10 protein-coding genes and 1 tRNA gene are annotated in these 13638 nt (G+C 58.1%); 4 read left to right on the top strand and 7 right to left on the bottom strand.

The window, feature by feature from the left end; translation table 11 throughout:
* Positions 1 to 20: 20 nt before the first annotated feature.
* Positions 21 to 920, bottom strand: a complete 900-nt coding sequence (locus EN850_RS00205) for a LysR family transcriptional regulator (RefSeq protein ID WP_136090355.1) — start codon at positions 918 to 920, stop codon at positions 21 to 23.
* A gap of 113 nt (positions 921 to 1033) precedes the next feature.
* Here EN850_RS00205 and EN850_RS00200 point away from each other — a divergent pair, with 113 nt between their 5' ends.
* A complete protein-coding gene (locus EN850_RS00200; protein WP_136090354.1) occupies positions 1034 to 1927 on the top strand; it encodes an NmrA/HSCARG family protein in 894 nt (297 codons plus the stop codon).
* Between the two features lies 1 nt (position 1928).
* On the opposite strand, the gene EN850_RS00195 is transcribed toward EN850_RS00200, so the two are convergent.
* Entirely contained in the window at positions 1929 to 3449 is a 1521-nt protein-coding gene (locus EN850_RS00195) for a phosphomannomutase/phosphoglucomutase (RefSeq protein ID WP_127871314.1), read from the bottom strand.
* Positions 3450 to 3648: 199 nt separating this feature from the next.
* Here EN850_RS00195 and EN850_RS00190 point away from each other — a divergent pair.
* Positions 3649 to 3725, top strand: a tRNA-Pro gene (locus tag EN850_RS00190).
* A 99-nt stretch (positions 3726 to 3824) separates the two neighbouring features.
* Here the strand turns inward: EN850_RS00190 and EN850_RS00185 are convergent.
* From EN850_RS00185 to EN850_RS00175, 3 genes are read right to left on the bottom strand one after another with little or no spacing between them, the layout of a single operon-like run.
* Positions 3825 to 4580: a protein phosphatase 2C domain-containing protein gene (locus tag EN850_RS00185; RefSeq protein ID WP_136090353.1), complete on the bottom strand. Its 756-nt coding sequence runs from the start codon at positions 4578 to 4580 to the stop codon at positions 3825 to 3827.
* A gap of 1 nt (position 4581) precedes the next feature.
* The gene (locus EN850_RS00180) at positions 4582 to 5286 is read right to left on the bottom strand and encodes a hypothetical protein (RefSeq protein WP_136090352.1); all 705 of its coding nucleotides are present in this window, start codon (positions 5284 to 5286) and stop codon (positions 4582 to 4584) included.
* Positions 5283 to 5852 (bottom strand): hypothetical protein, encoded by a 570-nt coding sequence (locus tag EN850_RS00175; RefSeq protein ID WP_136090716.1) that lies wholly within the window; start codon positions 5850 to 5852, stop codon positions 5283 to 5285. The genes EN850_RS00180 and EN850_RS00175 overlap by 4 nt, the downstream gene beginning before the upstream one ends.
* 485 nt (positions 5853 to 6337) lie before the next feature.
* On the opposite strand from EN850_RS00175, the gene EN850_RS00170 reads away from it, so the two are divergent.
* Positions 6338 to 7891, top strand: a complete 1554-nt coding sequence (locus EN850_RS00170; protein ID WP_136090351.1) for a hypothetical protein — start codon at positions 6338 to 6340, stop codon at positions 7889 to 7891.
* Complete coding sequence (locus EN850_RS00165) at positions 7881 to 9548, top strand: hypothetical protein (RefSeq protein ID WP_136090350.1); 1668 nt, start codon at positions 7881 to 7883, stop codon at positions 9546 to 9548. The genes EN850_RS00170 and EN850_RS00165 overlap by 11 nt, the downstream gene beginning before the upstream one ends.
* Here EN850_RS00165 and brxL read toward each other — a convergent pair.
* Both brxL and EN850_RS00155 read right to left on the bottom strand, forming a co-directional pair.
* Positions 9504 to 11606: a BREX system Lon protease-like protein BrxL gene (gene brxL, locus EN850_RS00160; RefSeq protein ID WP_136090349.1), complete on the bottom strand. Its 2103-nt coding sequence runs from the start codon at positions 11604 to 11606 to the stop codon at positions 9504 to 9506. The two genes, EN850_RS00165 and brxL, sit on opposite strands and share 45 nt — an antisense overlap.
* A complete protein-coding gene (locus EN850_RS00155; RefSeq protein ID WP_210237982.1) occupies positions 11603 to 13621 on the bottom strand; it encodes a PglZ domain-containing protein in 2019 nt (672 codons plus the stop codon). The genes brxL and EN850_RS00155 overlap by 4 nt, the downstream gene beginning before the upstream one ends.
* Positions 13622 to 13638 lie beyond the last annotated feature (17 nt).

Raw genomic sequence — 13638 nt, 5'->3', positions numbered from 1 at the left:
TTGGGTAGCACAGACGCCCTTTAAGCGGTATTTGCCCGATTGGAAATCCGCTCGGCCGCCAGTTCGATAAAGGCCTTCACCAGGGGCGAAAGGTGGCGGCTGCTCGGATAGAGCACATGCAGTCCGCCGGCCGGTGTCGTGTAATCCTCGAGGACGCGCTGCAGGCGCCCCTGATCGATCAGCCCTTCGGCCATCGCCTGGGGCAATTGGGCGACACCGAAGCCGGCGAGCGCGGCAGCAAGCACCGCCTGCATTTCATTGGCGGCGAAGCGCCCGGTGACCACGACCGTCTCCTGGCCTTGTGGTCCATCCAGCACCCAATGGGCGCCCGAGGCCGATGGGCCCGCGATGACGCATCGATGGCGCGCGAGATCCGCCGGGCCTTCCGGCATTCCATATCGTGCGAGATAGTCGGGGCTGGCGCAGAGCAACCTGCGCGCGGCACCGAGCTTGCGGGCGATCAGCGTCGAATCCTGGAGGGTGCCGGTGCGGAAGGCGAGGTCGATACCGTCCTCGACCAGGTTGAGCTTGTCGTCGGTGAGCCGAAGCTCGACATTGGTCTTCGGATACAGCGCCAGAAAGTCGACCACGGCGCGGATGAGGAAATAGCCGCCAAAACCTACCGGGGCCGAAATGCGGATGGTGCCCGACGGTTCCGCCCTCGCCTCCGCCAGACGCAGATTCGCCTCCTCGATCGTGCGCAGCCCCTGGCTGCTTTGCTCATAATACAGACGCCCGGCATCCGTCAGGTTGAGGCTGCGTGTCGTGCGCTGCAACAGGCGCACGCCGACCTCGCGTTCGAGCGCGGCGACACGGCGGCTGACCGACGTCTTGGGCATGGCAAGCAGACGCCCGGCGGCGGTGAAGCTGCCGGCCTCGACGACGCGAGCAAACACGATGACATCGTTGAGATCGATCATTGTACTCACCAGTGAGACAAAGTTTTCCAACTATAGGCAGTTATGCATCAATCCGACAGAGCCTAATTTTGCTCCAGGCAAACAAGCCGGACAGAGAAAAAGGAGCAGACGAAATGACCAACAAACGAAACATTCTTGTGACCGGCGCCACGGGCCAGCAAGGCGGCGCGGTAGCGCGTGCGCTGTTGTCCAGGGGCCATCACGTCAAGGGACTGACGCGCAAGCCGGGCAGCGAGGGCGCGCGGCAACTGGCGTCGGCGGGCGCCGAGGTGGTGGCCGGCGATCTCGCCGATGCGGACTCGGTCGTGAGCGCCGCAAAAGGCGTCGACACCATGTTCCTGATGGGCAACAGCTATGAGGCCGGTCTCGAGGAAGAGACCCGTCTGGGGATCCTAGCCGCGGATGCGGCGAAGACCGCCGGCGTCGGACACTTGATCTATTCCTCCGTTGCCGACGCCGACAAGAACACCGGCATCCCGCATTTCGAAAGCAAATATCTGGTCGAGCGACATATCGAGCAGCTCGGCATTCCCCATACGATCAGCGCGCCGGTGGCCTTCATGGAGAATGCCGTTGCGCCATGGTCGATCGGTGCGCTCAACCAAGGCATCCATGCCTTCGCGATGCCGCCCAAGCGCGTCCTCCAACTCGTCTCCCTGGTGGATATCGGCGCCTTCGTGGCCGCTCTGGTCGAGCGGCGGGAAGAAGTGTTCGGCAAGCGCTTCGATTTCGCCGGCGACGAATTGTCAGGCGAAGAGCAGGCTAAAATCCTGTCCGGCGCCATCGGCCACCCGATCCGCTACCAGGAAATCCCGATCGCAGTTGCCCGCCAGCAGAGCGAGGACGCGGCGCTGATGTTCGAATGGTTCGACCGCGTCGGCTACGACGTCGATATCGCCGTCTTGCACAGGGAATTCCCGGAGGTGCGCTGGCACGGCTTTGCCGACTGGGCGCGCGATTTTGACTGGAGCGTGCTGACGGCCGCAGCGCCCGCAGCGGGGCGCTGACCTAGAAAGTCTGGTTATAAGCGCCGACTTCCGGACTGCGGCGCAGCACGGCGTCGACGGCATCGAACATCTGCCGGCGACGCTCGGACGAGACCGGGCTTTCGACGACCACGACCAGTTCCGGCTTGTTCGACGAGGCGCGCACCAGACCCCAGGTGCCGTCCTCGGCGACGACGCGGACGCCATTGACGGTGACGAGGTCCATGATCTTCTGGCCCGCGAAACTGGTACCGTCCCGCTGCATCGCCTGAAAATCGGAGACCACCCGTTCGACGACGCCGTATTTCACATCGTCCGCGCAGTGCGGCGACATGGTCGGGGTTCCGAAGGTCAGCGGCAGCGCACGGTAGAGATCGGCCATCGAGCTGGCCGGGTTGCGGTCCAGCATCTGACAGATGGCGATTGCCGTGACCAACCCGTCGTCATAGCCGCGGCCGATCGGCGGGTTGAAGAAGAAATGGCCTGACTTTTCGAAGCCGGCGACAGCGCCGAGTTCGGCAACGCGGCGTTTAATGTAGGAATGGCCGGTCTTCCAGTAGTCGGTAACGGCGCCATTGGCGCGCAGCACCGCGTCGGTGTTGAACAGTCCGGTCGACTTGACGTCGACGACGAAGGTCGAACCCGGATGGAGCCGCGAAATATCCCGCGCGAGCATGACGCCGACCTTGTCGGCGAAGATTTCGTTGCCTTCATTGTCGACGACACCGCAGCGGTCGCCGTCGCCATCGAAGCCCAGACCGACATCGGCCCCTGTCTCCAGCACCTTGTCCCTGATGGCATGCAGCATCCGCATGTCCTCCGGGTTGGGATTGTAGCGCGGGAAGGTATGGTCGAGTTCGGCATCGAGCGGAATCACCTCGCAACCGATGCGCCGCAAGGCTTCCGGGGCAAAGGCGCCGGCAGTGCCATTGCCGCAAGCAGCGACCACTTTGAGCTTGCGTGTGATGCGCTTGTCCCCGACCAGGTCGTCGAGATAGGTGGCGCGAAAATCGCGGACGAAATCATAGGAGCCGCCGCCTGTAAGGTCGAAATCGCCGGCGAGCACCATCGCCTTCAGCGCGGTCATCTCCTCAGGCCCGAAGGTCAGCGGCCGCGCGGCTCCCATCTTGACGCCGGTCCAGCCGTTCTCGTTGTGCGAGGCGGTGACCATGGCGACGGACTGCGTCTCCAGTGCGAACTGCGCGAAATAGGCCATAGGCGACAGCGCCAGGCCGATGTCCTTCACCCTTGCGCCGGCCGCCATCAGCCCGGAAACCAGCGCTAGCTTGATGCCAAGCGAATATGACCGGAAATCATGCCCGGTGACGATGTCGGGTCCGGCGCCGAGACGGCGGATCAGCGTGCCGAGCCCCATGCCAAGCGCCTGGACGCCGATCAGATTGAGTTCCGGCGGCACCGTCGAACCGGGATGACCGAACCACCAGCGCGCATCATATTCACGAAATCCGGATGCCTTGATCAGCGCCGCGGTTTCGAATTCGAAGCTGTTGGGCCAGGCTTCGCCAACGATTTTTGGGGGCAAGACAGCAGGGCTCCAGGAGACAGAAACACGATCTATCGAGGCAGCGGCTTAGCACACAAGGCTTTAAGCCGCGTTTATCCCGGATGGAAATCCAAGCTTTCCGGCAAGCCCCGACGAAAGCGCACGAAATGCGACAGAAGTGCTGCCATTGCCGCTTGCAGGAACGAAGTGTGGCGGCTATAAGCCCGCGGTCTGGTCACGGAGTGTAGCGCAGCCTGGTAGCGCACCTCGTTCGGGACGAGGGGGTCGCAGGTTCAAATCCTGCCACTCCGACCAGAAAAAACAATGACTTGGGCATCCCGAAGATTGCCTACCCCACAGATATCCCCACAGGAATTGAAAAGCATTCTGCTGCTTTGAGCTTCCGCACCTCTATTATCGTGCCTGGTAGCCTGCCGCCTGCGAGGTTCTTTTCACATAGAGATTGTGTGGTGTCTCTTGGACACATCGCACGTCGCTATCCTGTGTCCCATCGAGCAGCCGAATTCGGAGGACACTTCGATCGTCACCGCCAACTGTCATAGGAATGTCTTGGCCTTCCATGAAGCGGACTTGATCGCTGGAACTCAGCTCTGCCCAGAAGCCGTCGGTGGCTACCACGAGTTCCCCGTCGACTTTCGTCGCGATCTCGTCGGGGAGCATGAACTCCTTGGCGCGAAAACTGCGCGTCAACCGATGCCGTGCCGGAGAGCCGACAATAGCTGCGATGGCCGTTTCGCCGGTGACGTTGGCGAGCGTGTTTGGCCGGCTCAGCCACTCGATGCCAATTTTCTCGTCGCATCGTCCCAGCAAACAGTCGCCCGCGTGCAGGACGAGGACCGCGTTAGGGCTCTGGATATGCACGATCATATAGCTGGCAGAATCTCGGGGGTGCGTCTTGGACAAGGTTTCATGAATCTGTCGCAGACGCCCGGCAAGCGTTTCCGCTGTCACCTCCTCATCAGAGGCGACATACCAATCGATCAGCTCCCGTGTAATCTGCCGGGCAAGTTCTCCACTGTTAGGGCCGGTGGTCGAACCATCCAGAACGACACACAACGCGTTGTCCGCGCGTATCCCGACACCTCCCCAATCCCGATTGTCCTCGGTCCTCTTGCCGGCCTGGCTGATCCAATTGACGTCAATCCCCATCTTAGCCACCAGCGCCCTGGCTAATGGTGATGAATCGCCCCCGGACGATGTCGGCGCGCCCTTCCGGTCCTCGAACGTTGCCATCAAGAAAATAGTCAAAGTCGCGCTCTTCGAGCAAAGCTCTGAACTGCTCAGCAATGAATTGCCGGATGTCGTCATCGGCCCCCAGGATTTCTGCAACGATTTCCTGCCGGCCATCGACAATGAGAAGGATGTCCTCCAGGTCGCGGCTCGTGAAGAGATCGCCGTGGCCGCGGCCGAGATAAGCCTCCAGCTTTGTGGCCACAAACAATTCCGGTGTCAGACGCTTGATATTCAGCTGATCGGTCAGCGAGCAAGTGACTGCTGTCTCGATCCCTCTTGCATACCAGCGGTTACTGAAACCGAGAATAGCCGCATCGTCAGGCATAAAATCGACTTTGAGGTCGCCGAGCCGCATCCGGCAGATGACCGTGTCCTCCTGCGACTCAGCAAATCCCTTTTGTCTCAACTGTTCCTGCAGTTGCGCCCATGCCGGATATCCCGCCAGGTCGACAATGAGGTCAACATCGTCCGTAGCCCTCACATCCTCCAGTGTGATTTCGTCGGTAATGAAGAGCGCGGTGGTGCATCCACCGACAAATACCAGCCGCTCACGAAGCTCGCCTCCCAGCGCCTCGGCAACAGTTTGCAACATCTGGAGCAACTGGCCTCTGACGGTTGTCATTTCTTGAGAAGCCTTTCAGAAAGGCGTTCGCCGGCAAGGCCTGCCTCTCTCTGGTTTCCAAGCCGGATCGCATCAACGAGGGCAAGATATTCATACAGCCGATCATCTTTCTGAACGGCTTCGGGGACGCTCCTAAACAGTGGCTCGACCGATTGCCCGATGTCACGCCCTTCGGCAAACGGCCATATGTAGATGTACTCCCCCCCGCTGACCAACATGTTTTTCAGCATAGGCGCGGCGAACGCCGTCGGAATACCCCGTGTCATTGCACCGGGCTTTACGGGAAAGACAAACTTAAGGCCGTGGACGATAAAATTATGGAGATTGCGGCGATTGGGGTTTGCGCGACCGGTCTCGCGATCCTTAATGGCAAGTCCGGATGAGAGGCTTCGTTTGATCGACGCGTTGATCTCCGTCTTGCTGATCCCCACAAGTGATTCCAGACTGCGAACCGAGTATGGGTCCTCACCATGAAAGCCCCATTGAGGCTGCCCGGATCCACCCTGTCCGTCTTGCTCCTGAAGGCTTATGAGCTTCAGAAGAACGACGATATCCTGACTTTTCATCCCATTCATGCATCCCGTCCTCTGTCCTAGGACCGAGGACATTGCATCACAATCGGATATATCCTGTCAACGGGAATGCCATAGCCTGCCGCAGACGGCCTTTCCCAATTCTAGGTTATGCCCATATATTTTGACTGCAATTGATGAAACTGGACGCTCCTATCTCATTGCAATCGCTATATAATTTTCCACTAGCACGCCCCTCTCAAGATCATCAGTCGAGCTGCAAAGACCAAGGCAGGGTCGGTCGTACCTCGTCGAGCGTCGCCTACCTTGGGGAGGGTTCTGCCTTGTTAAGCCGCGACCGTTACTGGATTGTAGTCCGGTTGTTATAAGCTGATTCTGAATATCAGAGCGAATATGAAAATAACTGCGGGGGGCATTGATTTATGCAGATAGAGACAGCGTGGGTTAAGCCGCCACTACAGGTTGGCGGGCTGGACCATCTAGCTGTGCAGGCACCGTGCATAAATATATATGGGCGGATGCTGCCTGGCATCACCAACGTTACGGACAGAGCGCGATACTATTCGTTTTACCCTTGGCTTATATGGGCTCTCGACAAGGCTGGTCACCGCGAATTCAATGATGCCTTCATCGAGCGGTTTCGCCGGGCTGATTGTCTGTTCTGTCTTCTCGCGCAACGCCATGCTGCTGTGAGCGGCGGCGATGCTGACGATCATGCTGCTGCAATGGTGGGCAGTGATACCCTGGCAAGCGTCGCCCGGTCGCTGGGGGCCGACGGCACAATCCGTCTGTCCGACTTTTCACTGCGGTCGGGGGCGAAGAAGCGATATTTTGCGAGTGCTCTGGGCGGGCTTGGACAGTATTATCTTGGAGTTTTAAGAGAGCTTTTGATTATCGACGGCGATGCGTCCGCTGGTGTTCGCTACACTAGGCAAGTGGGCGCCGTCATCGCTGAGCGAATGGATGCCAGCGTCAATCGACCGCTTTTCATGAAAGCTGTCGATGCCGACTTGGTTACGGCGTCAGAGCTGGATGCCCTACATGGCTTTTGCCCCTGCCAGCTTTGCAATAGTCCGGGTGAGCAGGAAATCCTCGGCGAGCTGTTCTTTGTTAGAGATCGTTTCCACGACAGCGAGGCGCTGCCGCGCCGAATGTCGCTTCAATTGATATTGCAGCTTGCCGATCTTCTTTGTGCCCACGGCGAACAGCTTTCTGAGACAGCGTTTCGTGCTTGTACTTATGCGAGCAGCCTGCCGGGAGGAGAGCCGTGGATAATCTCCCCGGCGCTATCCAGTACCCACGAGAAATGGGCGATCTACGCCCGCAACGAGCTGCTCTCGATTGCGGTGCAGGGGTTATTCTACGCCTTGCTTGATTCTTACGAAGCAACGTCTATTCGTTTCGATGCAAGCGCAGACATCGCAGACTGGTTCATGCTGCAATCGGAATCTCTGGAAGCGTTGGAGGCTCTGGGGCCGCAGAAGACATTTTCGGGGTGTGTTGCTGACAGCAAGACGTGGCTGCCCGACCTTACGCGTTGGAACGAGCCGATGCACGAGGTGCAGCTGACTGAGCGCATCATGTCACTCTCACGGGCTAGCAAGTCGGCGCAGAACCGCAAAGAGATCGTCTTGGCTGCTCTGCGAACGCTGATTGCACTTGCAAGCAGAGCCCATTCGACCGATCGTCAATACGCCGACCTGGTGTTTGAGGCGGACTACTTCCGTTATTACCCGATCAATCTTGAGTCGTTTGCCCGCAATGCCACGGGCAGCTGGGCCGCCACGACAATTCACGATGTGCTGCGGTGGCTCTTGATCAACTGGGGCCTGGAGATGCACCTGCGTGTGGCCTTAAGAAAACTTCGCGGCCAGTCGCAATCTACATTTAGAATACGCCCGTCTGATCGCGGCATGGAGGTCATAGCAATCCCGCCGGCTGTTCACACACGTCCTCGTTTCAATCAGGCTGTTCGGGTGCTCAAGGACATCGGCGCGCTTGAGAGAACCACCTCGGGCTGGCAGCCCAGCATGCTGGGGCGCGCGCAGTTGGAGCATACGGATGCTCCCTAAAATCTCGCTGATGGAGGAACTGAAGAAGGGCGGCTACGAAGCTTCGCTGACCACGACCTACAACGCGTATTTGCCCTTCTATGAAGAGGTAGTGCTGCGCCGGTTGGTCAATGCCGGCGTACGGCACAACGTCCTTCTAATGGATGCTCAGCAATATACGGCCTCTTTGATGATCCATCCGCCCCGATTTGCCGGCCGTCAATATAGCCTTCTTCCGGTGAGGGTTCCGGGCGCATTTCATCCAAAGCTGGTTTTTCTGACGGGCAAGACCAAGGGGGCGATCCTAATCGGCAGTCACAATATGACCCTTGCCGGCTTCGGGTTCAATCGCGAGATGACAAATCTTGTGCGCATCCAAGGGAACGATGACGAGTCCGGGATAGCGCTTGCTCAAGCAGTCTGGACGGAAATCGAATACTGGCTGGACGCGTTCACGGATGGCATCCCCGACCATGTCCGGGCCATGACTCGACGCGTGAAGGAGTTTGCCCCTTGGATGAATGCGGTGGCGCTTCCTGATACGAGATTGAGGCTTCTTGCCGCTCGTCCGGGAGGGGAATCCCTATGGCAACAATTCACCGCGCTGCTGGGGGGAGAAACCGCCCAAATTTCGATCGGCGGGGCTTTCTTCGATCAAAAGCTGAACTTCCTCCATCGCGTGAAGGAGGAGTTGCAACCGGGAAGGATGACTGTAGCCGTCGATCCCGGAACCGTGCAGATGCCCGTTCGCGCTGATGATCTTGAAGGCGTATCCTTCGTCCAGGCCGACGGGCTTGGCTGTGATGAGAACTCGGAAAGCCGGTATCTTCACGCCAAATTCGTGCTGGCAGAGCAGACCGGCGGTGCCTCCGTCTTTGCATCGGGCAGCGCCAACCCCAGTCGACCCGCATGGCTCGCCGACAGGGTCAGCGGCAATGTCGAACTGGTACTCGCCCGCGTTGGTGATGATGCTCTGCTGACGGCAAATGCACTCGGATGCGGGGACATTCACAACCTACCGGCCCTTACCACGGAGGACTGGGACGCCATCCAGATCAACCAGGCACAGGAAGAGGACACATCTTCCGCAGGCATTCGCAGCGGCGTTGCGCTGGCCGAAGACACCCGTGTTCTCTTCGACCTAAGCCTGCTGAAAGCCTTTGATAATCTGGCGTTCACGTTGAACGCTGCTGATGGGAGCGAAATCTGCCTGGCGGGCGGGCTCACCGTGGAAGACGGTTTTGCGGTTCTAGATTTTGCGGCGCGTGACATCGAGAAGGCCACCACGCTCCACGGAATCATTGCAGGCGGCGTCGTGTTGAAACTTATCCTCCATCATGCTGGCATGATAGAGGAGCAGGCGCGGAGCGGAACGCAGCGGCGCTTCAAGGATGCTCTGCTCAGCCTGGACAGCGATAGTCCTGACATCGCTCTGCTCATTCAGTGCATTGATAAAATCATATTTGACGAAGAGAACACCCCCGCCCCCACCCAACAGCTAAGCCCCACCTTATCTACCGCGCTGAACATCTGGCTATCGCGCAGCTTTCGTCTTGAACGCCTCCAGAGGCAAGACGCAATAGACTTTCCTCTTCATGGCAATGTCACGCTGCGCTTCACCTTCGCACGCAGATCAAGCGTGGAAGATATCAACCTTCGTCTCAAGACATTTTCGTAAACTTAGGTCGTGCGAACCGACCTCGAACCAGCCAGATGGCTTTTGATAGAAATCCAAGCCACGGCCGATCTTTATGGTCCATCCATTGTCGATACGAATTTCGCGGTCATGCATTTTTGAGTTCAATTCGATTGCTAATACCACGTCCATCTCAAGCAGACTTTGCTTCAGCTCCTCAAGCTTTTCGGCAATGTCGGCAAACTGGGTCTTATCGTCATAACCCGTAATAAGCGTGATGCTCTTGGCAACGCTGAACCTCAGAACCGTTTCACAAAAGCGGACAAAATTATGAATCTGGTGGGGCATACGAATATAGGGATCTTCGATGACGACCGCTTTGGCACCACGGAGATAGTCGCCCATGATCGACTCGTAGCTGTGCCCGGTATCCCCATACAAAATGGTAAAATGTTGCTCCTTAAGGGCGCTAGACTCGGCAGCTGCTATGCTGGGCGTTGGCGGACTCACGACCGGTTCGGCAACAGGCGGCGCATTCACTTTCGAAGAGGGCTGCACTTGCGGCTCTCCGCTTTCGCTCGGCGCGACCTCGTTTTCATTTCGGCGTAGACGACGCCTTGCCGGCTGTTGCGTGGCAATTGCGTCTTTGGACTCAGGGCAAAACACGACGACATCGTCGCCTGCGGAATTAATGAATGACAGATCGATGCGCGCGAACTCGTCGTCAGGCTTGCGCTTGTTCATCTGCTCCTTCACCCGCCGGCGACATTCGATCGCATAGGTGACGTACTCATCAAACTCCTGGTCGCTGGGGGGACCGTTAGGATGCAGCACCTTTAAGAACGCGCACACTGTTTTCTTGATGCCTTTTTCGTCTCGTCCCTCGACGGCCTTTCCAAGGCGAGCGCGACGGCTCACCTCCTCGTATCTGTTGGTATGCTTGAACTGATAGTGAAACGCCTCAGCAAGAAAATCCGTAATGAACCCATAGCGGTTCGTGAGGAACGCACTACTGTTCTTTGGCATCTCCCAGCCTGGGATGTATGCGGCAAAACGGTCCATAACCGCTAGGTCGAGTTCGGGAGGAAGAGGCTGAAACAGGTCGTACTCTGTCGAATTCACGACCTGCTGCACAGACAGGTCGATATTGCCAACAAAGCTCAAACTTGCGTCGGCGATGACCTCGGCTCCCCTGGAAAAGCGCCCATTCGCCATGAAGTCCTTCATGATCTGGATCGTGTCAGGATCACGGACTTTGATGCCACCAACCTCGTCAAATGCCACCGTATCCCAATAGCCGACCAGACCAACTTTGCGCCGCGCGTTGTTGTAGAAAAGGGTCGCCTTGGTGGCTTGGCCTCCAGAAATCAGCGTGGCGTAGGGCGAAAATTCGCTGAAAAAGTAGGACTTGCCGGTGCCGCGGGGGCCGAGCTCGATATAGTTATAATTCGGCTCAACAAGGGGCGCCAAACGCGCCACGTAGTGCAGCTTGGTCCGGTGAGAAAGCTTCGACGGCTCTAAACCGACCGAGCGCATGATCGCATCTAGCCACTCGTCCCGCGTAAATTCTCCGCGACCGGCTGTATAGCGGCTGAAATCAAAGCGCGACAATTGGATGGGGCGCAAATCTTCGATATAGAACGCGTAATTGTCTTCCTCGATATCGTTGTGCGTGAGAGTGACTTCTGCCCAGATACCCCCTTCAAGGAGGCGGTCATTGTCTCGGTAGAATTTCTCGCCGATGGCGATACGCTGGGAATTAAAGTTTTCGAGTGAGGCCCAGTGCCGCTTTTCTTTTTCAACATAGCGAACATGGACCTTGTCGATGAAGCGATGGCTGCCTTTGGTCGCCACTTTTGACTGTGCGGCGTTTGCCTCGTCCGGACGAACGTAGTTGTCTTGCAGGGTAGCCAGTACCGCTTCCATGCCCGCATCGATCTCAGCTTGGTCGTCACTCGCGCAAAAGCGGGCCAACAAAAACTCAAGCACGAAGGTCGGAACATTGGTGCCCTTTTTGATGCGATGCAGGAGGTCTTTGCGCACCACCCTTCCGTCGAAGGTCGCGATCAGCTTCGTGTCGAGATGATCGAGTTCACTCATACTGTGTAGTCCGTTTCTAGCGTCAGTGTGCTGTAGCTTGCCAATGTTGTCGGGTTGAGCGCCTTGACCGTGAACTTGCCCTCGAATTCGCGATCCATACCCAAGGCGATTTGTTTGCGCTGGCCAGGCAGCAGGGTAATCGTGCGGGTGGCTGGATTGACCTCTGCGCTCGGCCGCGGCTCGCCAACGACCTGCCCTTTGGAGCTTTGCGCCTCCAGGAGGATCTCTACGCTCACGCCTTGGGAGAAAATGTCATCCGATGCGAGCGACACTTCGATTACGGGAATGCGCGTGGTGATACGCGTCCCGCCGTTCCGATAACTCAGCTGCACCGTCGACTTTGCCAGCGACGGCTGCTCGGCGGCAAAGAGACGAGCCACAATCACCGGCACAATCGCCTCCGCAAGCGAGGCGCCTCCGTGAAAATAAAGATGTCCGGCACGGTAAGGCGCCATGCTGCGCGGAATCGCAACCTGGGCAGCGTCAGTGCGAATCCCTAACTTGTCTGCAGAGATCACGAGACTATGTGCATCGGCAATGCCAGCGCCGAGCAGCATTCGGTCGTGGGCATTGACTGGCCACTTGCCCTGTGGTTTGACGCACACGTCACCGGCATCCGCGTGCGCATTCAGAAAGAACCCGTGGTCGGTCACGATCACCGCTTCCTTGAAGCCCAGCCCGCGCAGTTTGTGCAATGCGACCCGGACGAGCTTTAGCGTAGCTGGAATGAGCCCGAGCGTAGTTTCCGGGTTATTTTCCAGCTGACTGTCGATCTCTGTGGAGCGCAGCACCAAGAGATCGACAGTTGGCCCGATCTTGGGCTTGCCACGAACGAACTCACTAAGGAGCATTTCACCAAAGCGGTCACCCAATCGCTTGCGCAGCACATCCATTCGATGGCCAACGTTGGTTACGGGTACGCCTCCAAATTTAGGAACGAGGGACTCGTTCTCAATGGATAGTGTCAACTGCCCTCTTGCCCCTGGCAGCAAGCTCGCCATACCCACCGGCGTGATGGTCGGCAGCTGCGCATAGGCAGCCTGCAGTTCAACTGGCCCATCTTCGGCCAACATTTTCTCGAGGGCGACGCCCAGCTCGTATCGCAACGCGTCAACGAGGATGTACGCCACACGGCGGCCCGTATCTTTGAGCCTATCACCCACCAGACGGTCGAAAACATCTGCATTCGCCAATCGACCGGCCGGTGGCCAGCCGGCCGTTTCTAGGTGCTTTACGAATATCGTTTGGATTTTCTCGGCCATGCGGCGGTAGCGCAAACGCGCCTGCCGAACGACCTCATGCATCATGCCATGGGGATCAATGAACTCTCCGACGGCTTGCTCGAACTCGCGTTGCAAGCGGTCCACTTCGCGCAGCGTTGCCACGTAAAAATCAATGAGTTCTGACTGGCTCCGGGAGTGCTCGGGAAGCTGCCGTTCATAGTCATCGCACGCCTCGACCAGATTGAGGCCCGAACGAACCAGCTCCCATTGCGCTTGGCTTTCTCCCTTGCCTAGCCACACTGAGTTCTTTTGACGCGCAAGCACCCGTCGCGTGGCATCGGTGTTTCCAGAGGTGACGCCTTTGATCGCAATCTTCAGATAGGTGCGCTCTTCAAATGGAAATGTATCGCGTTCTCCCAAATCCTCGATCGCGGCACAAAGCTTGGGGAGGTCGAGCTCGGCCTCGATGGTCTCGGCGCGCTCGATATAGATAGAACGCCATCGCGGATCGTGGCGCAGGCGCTCACACACGTCATCGATTACGGGTTGAGCCTCCACAGGCGCATGAGGCACACCCTTGACGGCCTCCGGCAGCGCAACCGGCAAATCAAACACAAACTCGCTGAAAAGAACGAAGCGCCAAAGCTCGTCTGCGAGAGCGCTCCAGGTTTTGCCACGGGTCTTGACGGTCATGGATAAGGTTGCGCGCAAAAACTCGCGCGCTTCGTCGGACCAGCCCTGGTCTGTTTTGAGCGCGGTAGCCTGCTTCTCGTTCGGAGCCAGCAGGGCCACCAGGATTTCCCGACCGG

Source organism: Mesorhizobium sp. M8A.F.Ca.ET.207.01.1.1 (genome assembly GCF_004794715.1).
Classification (GTDB): domain Bacteria; phylum Pseudomonadota; class Alphaproteobacteria; order Rhizobiales; family Rhizobiaceae; genus Mesorhizobium.
The sequence above is the reverse complement of the archived record's forward strand: the minus strand, read 5'-3'. Positions and strand labels throughout refer to the sequence as shown.

Bases quoted from the DNA above. Each gene is read 5' to 3' on its own strand.
- EN850_RS00180 (WP_136090352.1), bottom strand. From the start codon at position 5,286: ATGACAACCGTCAGAGGCCAGTTGCTCCAGATGTTGCAAACTGTTGCC.
- EN850_RS00205 (WP_136090355.1), bottom strand. From the start codon at position 920: ATGATCGATCTCAACGATGTCATCGTGTTTGCTCGCGTCGTCGAGGCC.
- EN850_RS00165 (WP_136090350.1), top strand. From the start codon at position 7,881: ATGCTCCCTAAAATCTCGCTGATGGAGGAACTGAAGAAGGGCGGCTAC.
- EN850_RS00175 (WP_136090716.1), bottom strand. From the start codon at position 5,852: ATGAAAAGTCAGGATATCGTCGTTCTTCTGAAGCTCATAAGCCTTCAG.
- EN850_RS00185 (WP_136090353.1), bottom strand. From the start codon at position 4,580: ATGGGGATTGACGTCAATTGGATCAGCCAGGCCGGCAAGAGGACCGAG.
- brxL (WP_136090349.1), bottom strand. From the start codon at position 11,606: ATGAGTGAACTCGATCATCTCGACACGAAGCTGATCGCGACCTTCGAC.
- EN850_RS00170 (WP_136090351.1), top strand. From the start codon at position 6,338: ATGCTGCCTGGCATCACCAACGTTACGGACAGAGCGCGATACTATTCG.
- EN850_RS00200 (WP_136090354.1), top strand. From the start codon at position 1,034: ATGACCAACAAACGAAACATTCTTGTGACCGGCGCCACGGGCCAGCAA.